Raw genomic sequence first — 17785 nt, forward strand, 5'->3', positions numbered from 1 at the left:
ATAAAATAGAACATGGCACAAATTATTGTTGTCACCTCAGGTAAAGGCGGTGTGGGCAAGACCACATCGAGCGCGGCTATCGCCACCGGCTTGGCGCTCAAAGGACATAAGACTGTCGTTATCGATTTTGATATTGGCCTTCGAAATCTGGATTTGGTCATGGGCTGTGAACGCAGGGTTGTTTACGACTTTGTCAATGTCATCAATGGTGAATCCAATCTAAATCAAACACTTATCAAAGATAAGCGCTGCAATAAACTGTTCGTTTTACCTGCATCCCAAACCCGGGACAAGGATGCCCTGACCCGGGAAGGTGTCGGCAAGGTACTCGATGATTTGAGCAAAGACTTTGATTACATCATCTGTGACTCCCCTGCAGGTATCGAAACCGGCGCTATGATGGCACTCTATTTTGCCGATATAGCCATAGTAACAACCAACCCTGAGGTCAGTTCGGTCAGGGATTCAGACAGAATTCTAGGCATGCTGCAAAGCCGTAGCCGCCGTGCCGAACAAGGGCTTGAGCCTATCAAGGAGTATCTGCTGCTGACCCGCTACTCCCCTGCCAGGGTGAAAACCGGCGAAATGCTCAGTGTGGAAGATGTGCAGGAGATCCTGGCAATAGATCTGCTTGGAGTTATTCCTGAGTCCCAGGCAGTGCTCAAGGCTTCCAACTCTGGTGTGCCGGTGATCATAGATCATGACAGCGATGCAGGGCAGGCCTATGAGGATACTGTGGCTCGTCTGCTGGGTGAAGAGCTTCCGCTACGCTTTGTCGCGGAAGAAAAGAAAGGATTCCTTAAACGAATATTTGGTAGCTAAATTATGTCATTACTCGATTATTTCAGAAGCAGCAAGAAAAGCAGCACCGCGGCAACTGCCAAGGAACGTTTGCAGATCATCGTTGCCCATCAACGCGGTGAGCGCGGGGCACCGGATTACTTTCCGCAGATGAAGCAGGAGATAATTGAAGTGATCCGCAAGTATGTGCACATCTCTGAAGAGCAAGTATCTGTGCAGTTGGATCAGAACGATGACAACCTGTCGGTACTCGAACTCAATGTGACACTGCCGGAACGCCCCTGATTAAAGGGCAAACCAATGTAAATAATGCCGTTTCTGTAAAGAGACGGCATTTTATTATCTGGTCATTGCCAATACAATTCCCTCTGCCAAGCGCTGTTTGCAGGCCACTCAAAAAGCTATTTAATGATGGTTTCAGTAAAAAGCAACTTTGGAGAACGGCCGACAACACCCATAAAAAATCCGATGAGTCTGTATCATCGGATTTTGGATTTCAGTTTCAGCTTTGCCAGAGCTGCATTTGATTTATCCTAGGGGATCAGCGCCTGGCCACCGGCACTTCCAACATAGCCATAGCGGCCATACTGGATTCCAGAGGTTTACCTTCAAAACGTGCCTGGAAACTGTACCCCTCAGGACCAATACGCTCAAGCGCCTTGGCTGGCACCTTGAACATCACCTTCAGTGTCTGCCCCGGCTTGACGCTGGTATCTCTGATTGCTTGAGTGAACATCATTTCGTCTGACCAAGCCCAGACTCGCTGTTCCTTATCATCCACCAACCAAAGATCAGCTGTCATCCCAGAATTGAAGCGGATCCCAATCGCGTATTCTTTGGGATTGTGGATCTCCAACATCACCTGCAAAGGTTGCTTATCAACCACATCGCTAAACGTCAGCTTACCTTCAAACAGTGCCGGTGTAGGCGCTTTCTTGATGGTACCAAAGTGCAGTGTCGGCATTCTGAGTTCCTCCATCCCTGTCGGGCTCTTTTGAGGCACAGGCTGAGTAGTTGCGGCATTGGAGCCGCTGCAACCAGCGAGTGCCAAGACCGCTAGCAAAGGCAAAACGGCGCGCATCAATTACCTCCTCCAAGTTTTTTGAAGATGCTGTCTTTAAGCTTGTCTTTCACCTTCTCGGTCTCTTCCTTGAGCTTGGAATCAAACAGCGCCTGAGTATCGAGTGCAAATTTGGGTTCCTGGAATGAACCGGAAATCATCAGCGGAATTTCGACACCGGCCAGATCATTCTTGCCTTCACCGCCCTGGCCCTTGAGGCTGCCGACTACTGAGGTTTTCAGCTTATAGTCCAGCTGCTCACTGATAAGGTTGGCACTACCTGCACCCGCCAAACGAATGAGTGGTGATGCCATAGCGAGATCCGGGTTATTGGCCAGACCATTTTTCAGACTGAAACTGCCGGTCAGGCTGGAGAAATCTGTCTTGCGTTCGCCCTCTTCCTGAGCCGACAAATCACCTTTAAGCTTGGCTTGGGCACTGCGGATCATATAAGGGATATTCACCCCATAGAGCGCACCATCGCTGATTTCAAACTTGCCGTTGGCGTCCAGGTTCTGCTTGATGTTATCCGGAATTAGGCTCTTGCCTTTACCTTTGACATTAAAAGCGGTGGCCCCGGCCAGAATTTTCAAGTCGGCCGCATCCTTGAGTAAAGGTTGAATTTTGACGCCATTGAGCTGAGTATCAAAATTGTAGCTGGCAACCTTATTGCGACCGTCAAGCTGTGCCTTGGTCATCAGTTTGCCCTGATACAAGTCAGCACTGAGCTGCTTCATATTCAGCACGCCATTGTTCAGTACCAGATCCATCTGCCAGTTTTCAGTGGTCAAACCGGCAACTTTAATGGCCTTAACCGTTAAATCCATGGCGAAGTTGACCTGCTTCATTGCACTCAAGTCAGGTTCACTGCTGGCCTTGGCGGCCGTTGCCGATTCAGTGGTTTTGGCTGCGGCTTTGCCTTCCTCACTGGCCGGCAGCAACTTGTCGAGATCAATTTCTCCCAAAGCCAAGTTGGCTTTCACATCCGGTATCTTGCCGCCGAAAGCCACTTTGAGATCCCCTTTGCCTTCAATATCAGCCACCTTGAGGCTACTCAATACCAACTCGGCATTTTGACGATTGAGATCCAATTTCACATCAGCATTCAGAGCGGCGCTCAACTTACCGCCGGGCATACTCTTGCCTTCGACACGATTGTCAATGGCAAAGCCGGTGATCTCCAACTGCTTCATGTCCGCTGAGATTTTCAATTGCCCTTTACCCTCGCTGACAATTTTCATCTCCGGCATGCTGCCGCTGAACTTATAGGCCAGAGGGGCAAATTTACCCAGCGAAAACTCGCCCAGGGTCAGGGACTCAAGTACAAAGGTTTGGTCACTGCCACTGCGCTTGTCGAGCAGATGAATTTGGGTATTGGTGATATTGATGCCGCCTATATTGAGACTGGCCAGCCCCTGAGCACTGCCTTCGGTATCCTTGGGTTGCTCTTTGGCCGTACCTGTGTCACCACTGAGCCCATCCAGACTGGTACGGCCGTCCTTCTGGGTAATGAGATCCAGTTTCAAACCATCGAGGTTTAATTGGGCAATTTCCACTTCTTTACGAAACAGTGGCATCAAGGCCACTTCAGCGACAACCTGGTTGACCGCCAACATCTGTTTTTCATCAAATCCATCAGGGTTACTCAGGCTGATACCGCCCAATTCAATTCCCAGAGTCGGGAAAAAAGTCCAGTTGAGATCTTGACTGATGACCAATTCACGCCCTGTCTGTTTTTTTACCGCATCGACAATCTGAGGTTTAAAGTCGTTGGGATCAAACAACAAGGTCAAATACAGAACCAGACCGAGAAACAATACCGCGAAAATACCCAGTATCCACTTAACCACTTTCATAATAGTTTCCTTGTTCAACAATAAGGACTAAGGCGCTTGTTCAACTGATAAAGGCCATATTCAGGGGATTTTGACTAATTGCGATGCCATTATCGTCAGCATAAAGCATCATTCCGGGGGTTATATGCACATCTCCGATGTAAAGTGCACAGTTTATTTCTCCTGCTCCCTTGCGCTCGGTTTTAATGGGGACTGGCGCCAGAGCCTTTACCCCTAGCGGCATAGTTGCCAAGGTGGCAACATCACGCACAGCGCCGTAGATCACCACTCCCTGCCAACCATGGTCAACAGCACTCTGGGCAATGAGATCCCCCATAAGGGCCTTGGCGGTAGAAGCGCCACCGTCCACCAACAGTACTTTACCCGTACCATCGGTTGCCAACAGCTGTTTCACCTTGGAATTATCCTCGAAACACCTGACGGTAACGATTTCGCCCCAAAAAATCGATTTGCCACCAAACTGACGAAAGACAGATGGCAGCAACGTGAGATCATTTTCATAATGATCAAAGAGATCCGGTAACAAATCCAGCATAGAGGCCTCCGTGCAAATACTGCTTTCTAGGTTAACGCCCTTATCCTGTCACCACAAGTTCCATGATAGCAGAACAGCTGTCTCCAGATTTATCTCATCCAATAAACGGTGAAATGCTTGAGTAATTTCAGAAATATACTATAGACTATTATAGGTGACAGCTTTGCGATCCCTTTATCCTGTCCCCCCTTTCGGGCAAAACTTCGTTTTAAGTGAACATACATGACAAAAGATCTCGATTTGCAGAGTGCTATTGCGGCACTCGATGCATATGGATATGAAAAAAAACACTCAACGGATCTTGAGCAAGCCAGAAACAAACAGCAGATGACCCGCTATTTGAAGTCTTTGGACTTTAGCCTTAGGCGTCTGAAGCTTCTTCAGGAAGCGGTCAATGAATTGGTTGAAGATACGCAAAACAACTTGCATAAACAGGAGCAAGTACAAACCTTTAAGACCAAGGTCATCAATTTATCCCGCGAACTCAACATGTCCTATGATGAAGTATTGGTCTATATGGCCAATCAGGGTAGTAAGTAAGTAAGGATGTGAGTTTAATATCGATTACAATATTGTTCGATATACCAGAGTTGTTCGATATCAGAGAGGCGCAGACAATATCTGTGCCTCTCTTTTTATGGGACAAGGATGTGCGTTATCAACCCAAATAATATTTCACAACTTATTTCACTTTTTGAATTCCATCGCGTTATTGTTCGCTTACTACACTTAACCAAAGAAATAACTGTCTTCCGCGATCGGTTTCACTTTCCAACCGAATACCACAAATAATCCCATGAAAAATATGAGCCTTTTTATAGCACGCCCTTCTGTTTGCACTACACTTAAGAAACTTGAAATCACCTGATTGAACAAAACCAGGGCTTCAGACTATGACGAATGGAGGACAGCAATAACCATGGGAAAAATGCTAGTGCCTTTGGCTCTATTGCTATTCTTGTTTATCTGGCTCAGCATACCCAGACAGCCAAACTCCCCAATTTTGCTCAACCAGACTCCGGTTCGCATCGCCGTATCCACCTCACTGCTTTCAGCTCCTGTCATTATTGCCGACAAGCTCGAACTCTTTGCCCGCGAAGGCGTCTATGTAGTGCTGCAACCACTTCAAGGAGGCGATCTTTGCTTCGAAGCTCTGCTCAATAACAGGGCTGATCTGGCCACCAGCTCTGAATCCGTAGTGATGTTTAATAGCTTCAAGCGAACCGACTTCACCGTGCTGGCAAGCTTTGCCGAATCGGATAACGATATCAAACTGTTAACCCTACATAAGAGCGGTATCACCACTCCGACCCAGCTGGATGGTAAGCGCATTGGCATCGTCGCCGGCAGCGCCAGCGAGTATTTTCTTGATACCATACTCAACATAGCCGGACACCCGTCCTTGGCGCCGGTTCGGGTGGATATCCGCCCGTCAGCTTTGGCGTCGGCGCTGCTTGCAGGCGATGTGGATGCAATTTCGGTTTGGGAGCCATACGGATTTCAGCTATTGCAACATCAACCAGGCAAGATAAACGAATTTCCCAGTCGCGGTTTGTATAGCCTGTCTTTTAATCTCATCAGTCGTAAGGGCGACAATCAGACGCACTACGAACACCATGTTCGGATCCTTAAGGCGCTGAAACTCGCCAGTGAATTTATCGTCCTGCATCCACAGGAAGCCCGTCAGTTGGTTGCCGAATATCTGCACCTACCCACTGAAGAAGTCGTCGCTCTATGGCCGGACTATCTGTTTCGTCTGTCATTGGGTAATAGCCTGCTCAGTAATCTGCAATCACAGGCTCGCTGGGCCATGACCAGCGGCACCATAGAAGCCCAGCAGTTGCCCGACTTCAGAAATGTTATCGCTCCCAAAGCACTGGATCAGATACAACATATGTCATTGGTGGAACAGAGATGAAATTATCCAGCCGCCTCAGCATTCTGGTCATTCTCTGCATCACCCTGACACTGGTACTGGCGCTGTCACTGTTGCAACAACGTCATTTCTCCCAGCAGACGTTTCAACAGATGCACAAACTGGTTGAACTGCAACTACACCTGGATCTGCTCAGGTCCAACTTATGGCTGCTGCAACAATACCGGGACACCCAAGCTGTGGAAAACACCCAAAGGGATCTGCTGCGCCTAAACGCCCTCTTGACTACCACTCAGGTCGATGATGAACAGCAACAACAGCTATTGGCTAACCTCAAACGCCAAAGCAACAACATCAGCACCCTATTGGAGCATTCTCTGCCCAAGCTGTCTCTGATAGCAGATGATCAGTTGGTCAGTAGTATGTTGCTGTCAAGATACAATATGAGCATTCAATCCATGAGCGAAGATCTGTTTCGCTTTCAACATCACACTATGGACAGAGCCCGTGTGCTGCAGCTCAGCCATCTCTATCTCAACGGTGCCCTGCTGCTGGCCATTGCCCTGTTGGTGACAGGCTTTACCCTGCATACTCTGAGACGTTTTCGGCGCCATTTGGGCAGTTTAAAACGCGGCATACGCGATCTGGCAAAGGGCGATCTTCATAGCCGTATCAGGCTGGAACAACAAGATGAACTCTCTGAACTGGCCCATGAATTCAACAATATGAAACAGGCATTGATGGAAGCAACCGAACGAAAAGAGCAATTGCAATTAGAGGTAGAAGTGCAAACCCAGCAGTTGCAACTACAGCAAGACAGGTTGCGATATCTGGCAGATCATGACGATCTCACCGGCGCGCTCAATCGCGGCGCCGCCACCACTGAACTGGAACACGCCATAGTACGTTGCCAACGTCAACAGCTTAAGGCTGCGTTGCTATTCATTGATCTGGATAAATTCAAACCCATCAACGACAATTTTGGCCACAGCGCCGGTGACGCAGTGCTGGTGGAAATTGCCAAAAGGCTGAAGGAGACATTAAGACGCTCGGATTTGGTGGCCCGTATCGGCGGCGATGAATTTATCATCTGGCTGGAGCCGATAAATAGCCGCGAAGAAGTCTGTGCCGTGTTGGAAAAGATTCATGCCTTGGGTGCCGATATCCCCTGGCAAGGGCAACAACTTCAGGTTGGCCTGAGTACCGGCATCAGTCTCTATCCCGAACATGGCGACACCCTGGCCGAACTCATCGGCGCTGCCGACAGTGCCATGTATCAGGCCAAGCAGGCACAACCTCAGGCTTCCATGGAACTGGCACTAAAGAAGCGCTACAGCTTTGCCTCACCCAGTGCCGATGCCTGACTTGCCCGGCCACACACGCCTGAACTTCAAACTGTCGGCCAGAGGCGCCTAAACCAGCTAAACCTCGGCAGTCTTATCGCCAACAACAGCAACATGGCAGCAAGGTAAAGGCTGGGCTCAATAATTTCAGACTTCACCGACCAGTAATAATGCACAGGTACCAACAGGGCAATGGCATAAATACTGTAGTGCAATTGCTGCCAACGCCGCCCCATCCGGCGCTGCAATGCCTTGAACGAGGTCAGCGCCAGCGCAGCTAGCAACAACCAGGCGCTGGCCCCCACTAAAATATAGGGGCGCTTGATAATTTCACTGAATAGCAGCTCCCAGGCAAACAGCAGATCCAGGCTGAAATAGCTGAGAATATGCAAGCAGGCCCAGGCAAATATCCAGAGTCCGAGCAAACGCCGAGTCTGCATCAACAACCCCAATTTGAATTTTCTGGCAACTGGCGATACCAACAAAGTGGCCACCAAAGCATTGAGCGCCCCCTTGCCGGTGAAATGGATAATATATTGCACAGGATCGCCACCGGCCCTGTCTGTCACCACTTGCAGGACCAAATAAAGCAGGGGCAAACCGGCGGCCAGATGCAGCAACGCCTTTAACCAAGGCAGTTGCTTGGGAGCTAGACGCATCAATAGTATTTCCTTAAATCCAGATCCCGGTACAGATGCGCGACCTGCTCACCATAGCCGTTGAACATCTGGGTCGGGATCCGTTTGGCAGAGAAGATCCCGCCTTCGGCAATCCGCCGCTCTGTCGCCTGTGACCAACGAGGGTGATCCACTCCTGGGTTCACGTTGGCATAAAAACCGTATTCATGGGGTGCCAGTTGATGCCAACTGGTCGGCGGCTGTTTGTCCAAAAGCCTAATTTTCACGATAGATTTAATGCTCTTGAAACCATATTTCCAGGGCACCACCAAACGCACAGGAGCCCCATTTTGCGGCGGCAGCGTCTTGCCATAGAGGCCGACCGACAGGAAGCTCAACTCGTTCATCGCCTCATCGAGTCTTAATCCCTCCACATAGGGATAATGAATGCCGCCGCCCATCAAGCGATTGCGTTGCCCCGGCATCTGCTCGGGATCAAACAGGGTTTCAAAGGCCACATGAGTCGCAGAGGATTTGACTCCGGCCCTGGCCAGCAAAGCCGCCAGCGGAAAGCCAACCCAGGGGATCACCATGGACCAGGCCTCGACACAGCGCAAACGATAGTGGCGCTCCTCCAGGGGAAGCAACTTGAGCAGGTCGTCATAATCCAGCGTTAAGGGGCGCTCGACCTCGCCTTCGATTTTAAGCACCCAGGGATTGACCTTGAGGCTCTGACTATTTTCGAAGGGATCTTGTTTGCCGGTGCCAAACTCGTAAAAGTTGTTATGGCGGATCACCTTGTCAAGGGGTGTCAGGCTCCCAGGTAATTGAAAGTCCGGGTTGCTGTGATAATTGAGATTTGAGGTGACAAATGCCTCGCTCTCACGCTTGTCACCGAAAAGGTCAAACAAGCCGGCCTGAACATGGCCGGGAATACTGGCACCTATAACGCCGAGCCCCAGTGCCTTGACTATGTTGCGCCGATCGCGAAATACGGCTTCCGGCGTGACTTCAGTTGCCGGCAACTCCCAGAGCATTTGCCTGCCAATCCCTAGTTTAAATTTTTTATTGCTCACAGTGACCTCTCAATAGCTGCAGTCAATTCAGTTTATAAGACCCAGGCAGGCAAAGAAAAATTTCCTGCTGGAATAATTCCTGCAACTCCATTGGCTGAACCTTGACTGACAAGAGGTACAAAATGGGCAACTCTTAGCCATTTATCCTGAGTCTACACGCCCTAGCCCTTGAAGGCCCTGACTCATTCTGCGACTCTATTCGGGTTTTCCGCTCCTCTTTTTTGCACTCAAGGGACATGATATGGACTTGGCCACTACAATTTCCGCGCCTCAACTCGTTGCCGCCGCGGCCCTATTACTGCTGGGTATCTTGCTTGGCGCCCTCTTTAATCAGCGCATGACCCGCGGCCGTTGGCAACAGATTAAAGACCAGTTAGTGCTGCAACATGAACAAAGATGCAGCGAACTCAACGAACAACTTGGCAGCAGCCAGGAAAAAGCCGAATGGCTGGTGTCCCAGCTCGGTAAAGCAGAAGCCATTGCCGAGCGGGTGCCCGACCTTGAACAGCAACTCAAGGATGCTCAGCGCAAGCAGTTGGAAACTCAGTTAAACCTGTCAAAGTCCAATGCCATGCAGCAGACAATCAGCGCTCGCTTCGACGCCGAGCAACAGGCGCTCAACGATAAAATCGAACTGCTTGAGCGCAGTGAAGCCCGCTTAAAAGAGCAGTTTGAAAATCTCGCCAACAAGATTTTTGAAGACAGAAGTGAAAGACTAAAATCCCAAAACCTATCGCAGCTCGATGGTGTTCTCGGACCACTGAAACAACAACTTGAAGGTTTCAGAAGGCAAATTCATGAATCCTACTCACAGGAGCAGAGTGAACGTTCATCATTGAAACACCAACTGGAAGATCTCAAGCAACTCAACCTGCGCATGAGTCAGGATGCGGTCAATCTCACCAAAGCGCTCAAGGGCGACAACAAACAGCAAGGCAACTGGGGCGAAGTGATCCTGGAGCGGGTACTGCAGGAAAGTGGTCTCAGACAAGGACATGAGTATGACGTGCAGCAGGATCTGAAAAATGATGCCGGCAAGCGCTTTAAACCCGATGTCATAGTCCACCTGCCGGCCAATAAGGATGTGGTAATAGATGCCAAAATGTCACTGCTAGCCTATGAGCGCTACTACAATGCCGAAACCGATGAAGAGCGCTCCCTGGCGCTGCGTGAACATATCAACTCTATTCGCGGCCATATCAAAGGCCTGAGCCAAAAGGACTACCAGCAACTGCACGGCATCAAGAGCCTGGATTATGTATTGATGTTTATTCCGGTGGAACCCGCCTTCCTGCTGGCACTGGAACAAGAGCCGCAGCTGGTGAATTTCGCGCTCGAAAACAACATCATGCTCGTCAGCCCAACCAATCTTTTGGTAGCACTGCGCACCATCAATAACATCTGGCGCTACGAATACCAAAACCAACACGCCCAAAGGATCGCCAAGCAAGCCGGTAAAATTTACGATAAACTCTGTGGCTATCTGGAAGATATGGACAAACTCGGGCGCGCGCTGGACAATGCAGAGAAGTGTTTCAACGGCGCCATGAATAAACTGGCTACCGGCAGGGGTAACCTTATCCGCCAGGCTCACCAGATGCAACAGTTGGGCGTTGAAACCAGTAAACAACTGGATAAACAATTACTTGAAAAGGCGATGACAGAAACGCCCTTGCCAATAGGCAAGGAGGTTAATGCCATAGAAAATACAGAGAAGGACGGCGAACTAACCTCCTGAATTCAGCCTCTCAAGTGAAACAGGCCATCAACAAGGAGTTTTAGATGCGCAAAGCCTTGACCCGAATAGCCCTCGCCGGCAGCGTTGCCTTGAGTGCAGTGACAATATCCACCCCTTGGATACTGTTTCCCGGGATAAGCCATGCGGCCAAGGCGCCTACCTCTTTGGAACAACAACGCCAAAATTACCTAAAGGCCAGAGAGGCGCTGGATAAAGGCCAACTTGACGAGTATCGCAAGCTCAGGGCCCAACTCAAGGATTACCCGCTCAATATCTATCTGGATTTTCACGCCGAACTGGATGACATAATGGCGCTTGCAGGCCCAGAGGCACAAAAGGCAATAGACAAATTTGAGCATTCGCCCCTGCATGGCAGCGCTCGTCACAGGTATCTGCTGCGAGCCGGCGGCGACAAACGCTGGCAGGATTTTCTGGCCATTTCCCCGGAACTGCCCAGAGCCACTGAGCTGCAATGTTACTTTTACCGGGCCCAGCTTGGCCAAGGGAATAAACAGCTAGCCTGGGACGGTGCCCGTCAACTCTGGCTCTATGGTCGCTCCCGTCCCAAGGAGTGCGATCCCCTGTTCAATGCCTGGAGCAAGGCCGGGCACCGCACTCAGGAGTTGATCTGGTCGCGGATGATGCTGGCCTTTGACGCCGGACAAAGCGGTCTGCTGCAGTATCTGGGACGCAAAGTTACCCAACATCAGAATCAGGCCAAAATGCTGCAGGCGGTCTATAAAGATCCCAACCGCCTCAGGCACATGAATCAGTTTGATGGCGATGCCCCCATCTACAGTGATATCGTTTCTGCCGGACTAAAGCGCCTGGCCCGTAGAGATCTGCGTCAGGCGGTGCGTTTGTACGTCAAGTATGAAAAGGCCGGCAGATTCAGCGACTTCCAGGGGCGGCAACTAAACCGTTATCTGGTCAGGCGAGCGCTTATCGTCGAGGACGAGGGGCTGAGAGATCATATCGACACCATGCTGCCGCTGCTCAAGGCTGACGATCTGACCGAGCGCCGTTTGCGCTGGGCGATTGCCGAGCAAAATGATGCCGATATCCGCCGTTTTCTCCCCTTACTTAGCGATCAAGGCCGCAACGATGCGCGCTGGCGCTACTGGCACCTGAGGGTCAATGGCCGGGACGATGCTATGCTCGAAGCACTCAGCCAAGAGCGCAATTTTTATGGTTTCTGGGCCGCAGCCGAGTTAGGCCTAGCCCCCAACCTGGCACATGTGCCGACTCAACCCCAGGCGCAAATGCAGGCAAGACTCGCTGATGACAAGGCGCTTGCCCGGGTATCTGAGCTGCTGGCACTGGATAAACTGGTCGATGCCAGAATCGAATGGAGCCAAATGCTCGCCCGCCACAACAAACAGATGCGCGCCCAGTATGGGGTCTATGCTCAGCAGCAAGGATGGGACGCGTTGGCGGTTGAAGCCAGTATTCAGGCCAAGCTCTGGAATGATATGGAGATGCGTTTTCCCTATGCTGCCGATAATTTCTTTACCCAAGCCGGTAAAGAGTTCAAGGTCAATGTCAACGAAATTCGCGCTATATCTCGCCGCGAAAGCGCCTTCTACCCCTATGCAACTTCTTCAGTGGGTGCCAGAGGTCTGATGCAATTGATGCCGGCCACCGCCAAGCAAACCGCAAAAGAGTTTAAATTGACATTCAATGGCAATCGCAGTCTGTACAACCCGGCCATCAATGTGCCGCTGGGCAGCGCCTACTACACCAAGCTGCTGGCACAGTTCGACAACAACCGGGTACTGGCCGTTGCCGCTTACAATGCCGGACCTCACAGGGTAAAGCGTTGGCTAAAGCAGAGCGACGGCAAACTGGATGTGATGAGTTTTATCGAAACCATCCCCTTCAGCGAAACCCGCGCCTATGTGCAGGCGGTGTTCACCTATCGGCAGATTTATGAGCTGCGTCAACAGCAAGCTCTGCCACAGTTCAGTGAAACAGAACTGGGCCGCCGCTATTGACGCGGCGGTGAATTGGCACTGAGTCAAATTCCCAACGCTTTGATATTAAAGAGCTTGTTCCTAGACGTATTTTTCAGCGCTCGATGCTTTAATGGGGTAAATTGACTTGTTATCTTGACACCATAATGGGAATAATTAGCATTCATTTAGCTAACTCCGTTGATAACTGCATGGATCTTTCCCCTCCGCGGCACATTGCCTGTGAATATCAGCCGCTTGTCTGTCCCCGAACTTTGGCCATTCAGGGTTATGAAGCCCTGGCCCGCTTTTACGATCACCAAGGCGCCTCCTTGGCACCTAATCTTGTATTCGACTGGCTGCATAAAGACAGCCGTGCTCTGGCAGCGGTAGAGTTGCAGGCCAAATTATTGCAACTCAGTCAAGCGCCCAAGACCCCCAGACTCAACGTCAACCTGGATCCTCACGCGCTGGACAGCGCCAATTGTCAATGCATGATGCAAGCGCTGGATAAGTATCAGCAGCAAACCGGAGGCTTAACGGTGGAGCTGATAGAAAACACCTGTGTCAACGATGCCGACAAGGCACAAACATTACTCAAAGAGCTGCACCGGCGCGGAATTACCGTAGCCCTTGATGATGTCGGCGCACCCCATGCCATGGTATCACTGCAACTGCTGACCGCCGTAGACTGCATCAAGCTCGACCGTCACTGGCTCAGTGCCATCCAGGTACCACTCATGGCTAAGCTTCTGGAAAACTTGCTTAATTTTGCCAAGTCCTGCCAAAAAATAACTATACTCGAAGGAATCGAAACCGAGCAGCAGCTGTCTCAGGCACTGGCGTTGGATGTGGATTTGGTGCAAGGTTTCTACTTCAGACCTCAGTTCATCCAAACCGAGCCGGAACTGATTTCAGTGACCATCTAACAAGGAAGCCAATGTGTCCAGGAGCCAGATAATCCAGGTACTGCAGCAACTCGAGCAAGTTTTGATAGGCAAGCCCAGGGTAATACGGCTGGCGCTGGCCTGCATTCTGGCTCGCGGCCACCTGCTGATTGAAGATCTACCGGGTATGGGCAAAACCAGTTTGTCCCATGCACTGGCGCAAACCTTAGGCCTGAGTTATCAGCGGGTACAGTTTACCAGCGACATGCTGCCGGCGGATATTCTCGGGGTTTCCATCTTTGATAAGCAGCAATCTGAGTTTGTATTCCACCCTGGCCCTATCTTCAAACAGATGGTGCTGGCCGACGAAATCAACCGTGCCAGCCCCAAAACCCAGAGTGCCTTACTCGAGGCGATGGCAGAGCGACAGATCACAATCGATGGTATAACCCACAGACTGCCGCATCCTTTTTTCGTGGTCGCCACCCAGAACCCCACCGATCAATCAGGCACCTTTCCACTACCGGAATCCCAGCTGGACCGCTTTATGATGCGCCTCTCCATTGGTTATCCCAGCCAGGATGCCGAGTTGGCCATGCTCAAAGGACAGGAACGCAACCAACCCCTGCCCCAGTGTTTGAGCGCGCTCGAGCTGGATCAACTGCAGCAGGAGTGCGAACAGGTGGCGGCTTCCGATGCCCTGCTTAACTATATTCTGGCACTGGTGGAAGCTTCCCGTAGCCAAAACGAAGGCTATGGCCTTTCCCCCAGAGCCACCAAGGCGCTGCTGGCGGCAGCCAAAGCCTGGGCCTGTATCCAGGGGCGTCAATATCTGGTGCCCGAAGATGTGCAAGCTGTGTTTGGCGCCGTTGCCGAGCACCGCCTGCGACATTCGAGCCAACTTCAGGGCGAGCAGTTATCGACCAGGTTACTCGGCACCATCAATCCCATTCGGTGACGGCGAGATGGCCTCTGTGACCGCCCTGTTCTCTGCCCGGCTCAACCGCTGGTTGTCACGGCGTATTCCCGCCGCCAAAGAGCAACGTTTGAGTCACAGAAGCATCTTTATTCTTCCCAGCGGCTTCGGCGTTATCTGGCTGGCGCTGGTACTACTGCTGTTTCTGTTCGGCACCAACTATCAAAACAACCTGGTGATAGGCCTGGCCATAGTATTGGCCAGCGTGTTTCACACCTGCATCATTCACAGTTACCGCAACTTAGCGGGACTGAGACTCAGTGCCCGTAAGCCTCCCCAAGCCTACGCCGGCGACAGTCTCTCCTTCCCTGTGACCGTCAGCGCCGACAGAAGCCTGTTTCGGCTCGGTTTCAGCTACCCGGGAGAGCGGCAAGTCTTTGTCTCCTGTGTCGATAACCAGGAGCAGACGGCTCTGGTGCCCATGCAGCCAAGGCCCAGGGGCCTATGGCATCCAGGTAGGCTCAAGGTGGAGTCATGCTACCCTCTGGGGCTCTGCCGTGCCTGGTCTCATCTGGATCTCGACACCCGTCAATGGGTGTTTCCAACGCCCGTGGTCAGCACGCCTAAACTGGGGCGCAGTGAACACGCCCCCGGATCCCAAGACAGTGGCGAGTGGCTCAGCGGCGTCGATGAATACGCCGGGCTTAAGAGCTATGTCCCAGGCGAATCGCTCAAACAGGTGGCCTGGAAACAGTGGGCTCAGGGCCGAGGCATGCTCAGCAAGGAGTTTGCCGAGCCTCAGGGGGCGCCTTTGTGGCTGGAGCTTGATAGCAAATTAACCGACGATGAGTTGGAACAGCGCCTGGGTGAGCTGAGCTATCAGGTCAATCAATTGGCCCATTCCGGCCAAACCTGGGGGCTTAAGTTAGCGGGCAGAACCATAGCGCCTTCTCAAGGCGAAGCTCAGCGTCAGGAGTGCCTCAAAGCCCTGGCACTCTATCCGGCCAAGGCTGAAGGTACCGGCCGATGAAAGCCGCTCGCTTGCAAACCGCGCTCAAGGAGTCCTCGGAGGAGATCATCGCCCGCCGCACCTTGCTTTGGCTGCTGTTCACCAATCTGGCAGTGCTGGCGCCGCTTGCAGGCAAAATTACCCTGGGAACCCTGGGGATCTGCGCCATCTGTTTTGTCTGGCGCTTGGGGATCTATCTTGGCAAGGTCGCCAGGCCCCCCAGAGTGCTGGTGACTGTGCTGGCCATTGCTGCGGCGCTGACGCTGGCGCTGGTGAGTCGCGAACTTGGCCTGCTCAATGCCTTGGTCAACTTGTTGATCCTCGGCTATTCCCTTAAATATATCGAAATGCGCAGTCGCCGCGATGTCAAAGCCGTGGTACTGGTGGGCTACTTTCTTATCGCCCTCACCTTTATCGACCATCAGGAGATGCTCGACGCCCTGCAACTCTCGCTGGTGGCGGCGCTCAACACTTGTGTGTTGGCAAGCCTCTACCACGAACAGGCTTCGTTCAATCGCCAGATCAAGCTAACCCTGGTGCTGCTGGCACAGAGTCTGCCACTGGCGCTGCTGCTTTTTGTGGTGCTGCCGCGTTTCAGCCCGCTTTGGATGGTACCGCAGATGAAAAGCAGTACCACAGGGCTGTCCGATGAACTTAGCTTTGGAGATATCTCGCGCCTGACCAAGTCCAACGAGCTGGCATTTCGCGCCAGTTTCAAGGGCCAGATACCGGCTCCCGAAGACAGGTATTGGCGCGCACTGGTGTTGGAAGAATATGACGGCAAACGCTGGCAGCAGTCGCGGGGAATAAAGGCGCTGCAGCAAGACAGCTTTATCATGAATCGCCGCCCCGAACCCGGCGCCCCCAAAGGGCCTTTTATCGATTACAGCATCATAGCCGAACCGAGCGGCCAGCATTGGCTGTTCGGCTTGGATCTCGCCTACAGCATGGATCCGCGCCTGGTGAATCTGCCGGACTTTCGCCTCTATGCCATAAGGCCGGTAGAACAAAGGTTGCAATACCGGGTGATGAGCTATCCGAATGCCCCCCTGGATAACCGCTTGAGAGCGCCGCTGCAACAGCTCAACCTGAATCTCCCCGATGAAATCAACCCCCGCAGCCGCAAACTTGCCGCCGATTTTGCCCGCCGTTACCCGCAAGCCGAGCAGCGCTTGACGGCCATGATGCAGTATTTCAACAGTCAGCCCTTTTTCTACACCTTGACGCCCCCGCCGGTGGGACCGCAGCAACTGGACGACTTTTTGTTTGAAAATCGCGCCGGTTTCTGCGTTCACTACGCCTCGGCATTCACCTTCATGGCCAGAGCCACCGGCTTGCCCGCCCGCATTGTCACCGGTTATCAGGGCGGCGAATACAACCCGCAGGCCGGTTACCTCAGCGTGTATCAATATATGGCCCACGCCTGGAGTGAGGTCTATCTCGAAGGCAAAGGCTGGGTACGTTACGACCCCACCGCCATGATAGCGCCCGAACGAATTGAACAAGGATTTAACTCACTTTTTACCCCGGAAGAAAGCTACCTTTCCGACCGTTCTTTTGCCGGGGTGCGGGCCAGCAACTGGTACAACAGCCTGAGACTCAGGCTCGCCAGCCTGGATTACTACTGGAGCGTCTGGGTGCTGGGTTTTGACAACGAGCGCCAGCAAGAAGTGCTCTCCAAACTGCTGGGGGAAGTGAGTATCGGCCGTCTGGCAACCTTGGTACTCGGGGTGATGGCTCTCACCTTTATCGTCATTTTGTTCACTACTGGCCTGCTGCGGCTTAAAAGAGGCCCGGACAGCATCAACCGTCACTATCTCAAGGTATGCCGCCAGGCTGCCAGGCTCGGGCTGCCAAGGCCAGCCTCCCTGGGGCCTGTGGATTACGCTGCGGCGCTGGCCGCACGCTGGCCGGCGCTGACAGAGGAGATCGAAAACTGGACCTCACTCTATATTCAGCTTAAGTATCAAGGCGCTTCCAAGGAGTCGGCGAGACTTAAACGCCGCTTTATCCGCCAGTCCCGCGCTTTGTGGTTCAAACTGCTGAAACAAGATTTGCAACCCGATAAATCAAGCACCTAGAATAGAGCACCAAAGCAATAAACGGCTCAAAGCCAGGT

At 52.1% G+C, this 17785-nt stretch carries 16 protein-coding genes; 11 read left to right on the forward strand and 5 right to left on the reverse strand.

Annotation, left to right across the window (positions count from 1 at the left end; genetic code table 11):
• Positions 1-12 precede the first annotated feature (12 nt).
• Both minD and minE read left to right on the forward strand, forming a co-directional pair.
• A complete protein-coding gene (minD, locus tag SIL79_RS17430) occupies positions 13-822 on the forward strand; it encodes a septum site-determining protein MinD (protein WP_039033257.1) in 810 nt (269 codons plus the stop codon).
• Positions 823-825: 3 nt separating this feature from the next.
• Positions 826-1086 carry a cell division topological specificity factor MinE gene (gene minE, locus SIL79_RS17435; RefSeq protein ID WP_039033258.1) on the forward strand — a complete coding sequence of 87 codons (261 nt, stop codon included), beginning with the start codon at positions 826-828 and terminating at the stop codon, positions 1084-1086.
• Positions 1087-1342: 256 nt separating this feature from the next.
• Here minE and SIL79_RS17440 read toward each other — a convergent pair whose 3' ends face one another.
• Genes SIL79_RS17440 through SIL79_RS17450 form a run of 3 tightly spaced genes read right to left on the reverse strand, consistent with a single transcriptional unit; the run spans position 1343 to position 4252 of the window.
• The gene (locus tag SIL79_RS17440) at positions 1343-1882 is read right to left on the reverse strand and encodes a BsuPI-related putative proteinase inhibitor (protein WP_052247957.1); all 540 of its coding nucleotides are present in this window, start codon (positions 1880-1882) and stop codon (positions 1343-1345) included.
• On the reverse strand, positions 1882-3717 hold the full coding sequence (locus SIL79_RS17445; protein ID WP_039033259.1) for an AsmA family protein: 1836 nt from the start codon (positions 3715-3717) through the stop codon (positions 1882-1884). The genes SIL79_RS17440 and SIL79_RS17445 overlap by 1 nt, the downstream gene beginning before the upstream one ends.
• A gap of 40 nt (positions 3718-3757) precedes the next feature.
• Complete coding sequence (locus SIL79_RS17450; RefSeq protein ID WP_039033260.1) at positions 3758-4252, reverse strand: putative 4-hydroxy-4-methyl-2-oxoglutarate aldolase; 495 nt, start codon at positions 4250-4252, stop codon at positions 3758-3760.
• A gap of 222 nt (positions 4253-4474) precedes the next feature.
• Between SIL79_RS17450 and SIL79_RS17455 the strand changes: the two genes are divergently transcribed.
• The 3 genes from SIL79_RS17455 (at position 4475) to SIL79_RS17465 (ending at position 7492) form a co-directional block, all read left to right on the forward strand.
• The gene (locus tag SIL79_RS17455) at positions 4475-4792 is read left to right on the forward strand and encodes a hypothetical protein (RefSeq protein ID WP_039033261.1); all 318 of its coding nucleotides are present in this window, start codon (positions 4475-4477) and stop codon (positions 4790-4792) included.
• A 379-nt stretch (positions 4793-5171) separates the two neighbouring features.
• Positions 5172-6170 carry an ABC transporter substrate-binding protein gene (locus tag SIL79_RS17460; protein ID WP_162206558.1) on the forward strand — a complete coding sequence of 333 codons (999 nt, stop codon included), beginning with the start codon at positions 5172-5174 and terminating at the stop codon, positions 6168-6170.
• A complete protein-coding gene (locus SIL79_RS17465; RefSeq protein ID WP_071476060.1) occupies positions 6167-7492 on the forward strand; it encodes a GGDEF domain-containing protein in 1326 nt (441 codons plus the stop codon). Before SIL79_RS17460 ends, SIL79_RS17465 begins: the two co-directional genes overlap by 4 nt.
• 26 nt (positions 7493-7518) lie before the next feature.
• On the opposite strand, the gene msrQ is transcribed toward SIL79_RS17465, so the two are convergent.
• Together msrQ and msrP are read right to left on the reverse strand one after the other, a co-directional pair.
• Complete coding sequence (gene msrQ, locus SIL79_RS17470; RefSeq protein ID WP_162206557.1) at positions 7519-8133, reverse strand: protein-methionine-sulfoxide reductase heme-binding subunit MsrQ; 615 nt, start codon at positions 8131-8133, stop codon at positions 7519-7521.
• Positions 8130-9125, reverse strand: a complete 996-nt coding sequence (gene msrP / locus SIL79_RS17475) for a protein-methionine-sulfoxide reductase catalytic subunit MsrP (RefSeq protein WP_162206556.1) — start codon at positions 9123-9125, stop codon at positions 8130-8132. The genes msrQ and msrP overlap by 4 nt, the downstream gene beginning before the upstream one ends.
• A 280-nt stretch (positions 9126-9405) precedes the next feature.
• On the opposite strand from msrP, the gene rmuC reads away from it, so the two are divergent.
• The 6 genes from rmuC (at position 9406) to SIL79_RS17505 (ending at position 17747) form a co-directional block, all read left to right on the forward strand.
• Positions 9406-10902, forward strand: coding sequence for a DNA recombination protein RmuC (gene rmuC / locus SIL79_RS17480; protein WP_162206555.1), 1497 nt, complete (start codon positions 9406-9408; stop codon positions 10900-10902).
• A 44-nt stretch (positions 10903-10946) separates the two neighbouring features.
• Positions 10947-12896, forward strand: a complete 1950-nt coding sequence (locus SIL79_RS17485) for a transglycosylase SLT domain-containing protein (protein ID WP_039033266.1) — start codon at positions 10947-10949, stop codon at positions 12894-12896.
• A 170-nt stretch (positions 12897-13066) separates the two neighbouring features.
• A complete protein-coding gene (locus SIL79_RS17490; RefSeq protein ID WP_039033267.1) occupies positions 13067-13783 on the forward strand; it encodes an EAL domain-containing protein in 717 nt (238 codons plus the stop codon).
• A gap of 13 nt (positions 13784-13796) precedes the next feature.
• Positions 13797-14699, forward strand: coding sequence for an AAA family ATPase (locus SIL79_RS17495; protein WP_039033268.1), 903 nt, complete (start codon positions 13797-13799; stop codon positions 14697-14699).
• A complete protein-coding gene (locus SIL79_RS17500) occupies positions 14587-15687 on the forward strand; it encodes a DUF58 domain-containing protein (RefSeq protein ID WP_233962344.1) in 1101 nt (366 codons plus the stop codon). The genes SIL79_RS17495 and SIL79_RS17500 overlap by 113 nt, the downstream gene beginning before the upstream one ends.
• Positions 15684-17747, forward strand: coding sequence for a transglutaminase TgpA family protein (locus SIL79_RS17505; RefSeq protein ID WP_162206554.1), 2064 nt, complete (start codon positions 15684-15686; stop codon positions 17745-17747). The genes SIL79_RS17500 and SIL79_RS17505 overlap by 4 nt, the downstream gene beginning before the upstream one ends.
• The last annotated feature ends 38 nt before the right edge of the window (positions 17748-17785 follow it).

Origin of the sequence: Shewanella indica (genome assembly GCF_033842865.1) — a bacterium.
GTDB classification, from domain to species: Bacteria; Pseudomonadota; Gammaproteobacteria; order Enterobacterales; family Shewanellaceae; genus Shewanella; species Shewanella indica.

Bases quoted from the DNA above. Each gene is read 5' to 3' on its own strand.
- minE (WP_039033258.1), top strand. From the start codon at position 826: ATGTCATTACTCGATTATTTCAGAAGCAGCAAGAAAAGCAGCACCGCG.
- SIL79_RS17485 (WP_039033266.1), top strand. From the start codon at position 10,947: ATGCGCAAAGCCTTGACCCGAATAGCCCTCGCCGGCAGCGTTGCCTTG.
- SIL79_RS17465 (WP_071476060.1), top strand. From the start codon at position 6,167: ATGAAATTATCCAGCCGCCTCAGCATTCTGGTCATTCTCTGCATCACC.
- SIL79_RS17500 (WP_233962344.1), top strand. From the start codon at position 14,587: ATGTGCAAGCTGTGTTTGGCGCCGTTGCCGAGCACCGCCTGCGACATT.
- msrP (WP_162206556.1), bottom strand. From the start codon at position 9,125: ATGCTCTGGGAGTTGCCGGCAACTGAAGTCACGCCGGAAGCCGTATTT.
- minD (WP_039033257.1), top strand. From the start codon at position 13: ATGGCACAAATTATTGTTGTCACCTCAGGTAAAGGCGGTGTGGGCAAG.
- SIL79_RS17505 (WP_162206554.1), top strand. From the start codon at position 15,684: ATGAAAGCCGCTCGCTTGCAAACCGCGCTCAAGGAGTCCTCGGAGGAG.
- SIL79_RS17440 (WP_052247957.1), bottom strand. From the start codon at position 1,882: ATGCGCGCCGTTTTGCCTTTGCTAGCGGTCTTGGCACTCGCTGGTTGC.
- SIL79_RS17450 (WP_039033260.1), bottom strand. From the start codon at position 4,252: ATGCTGGATTTGTTACCGGATCTCTTTGATCATTATGAAAATGATCTC.
- SIL79_RS17445 (WP_039033259.1), bottom strand. From the start codon at position 3,717: ATGAAAGTGGTTAAGTGGATACTGGGTATTTTCGCGGTATTGTTTCTC.
- SIL79_RS17490 (WP_039033267.1), top strand. From the start codon at position 13,067: ATGGATCTTTCCCCTCCGCGGCACATTGCCTGTGAATATCAGCCGCTT.
- SIL79_RS17460 (WP_162206558.1), top strand. From the start codon at position 5,172: ATGGGAAAAATGCTAGTGCCTTTGGCTCTATTGCTATTCTTGTTTATC.
- SIL79_RS17455 (WP_039033261.1), top strand. From the start codon at position 4,475: ATGACAAAAGATCTCGATTTGCAGAGTGCTATTGCGGCACTCGATGCA.
- rmuC (WP_162206555.1), top strand. From the start codon at position 9,406: ATGGACTTGGCCACTACAATTTCCGCGCCTCAACTCGTTGCCGCCGCG.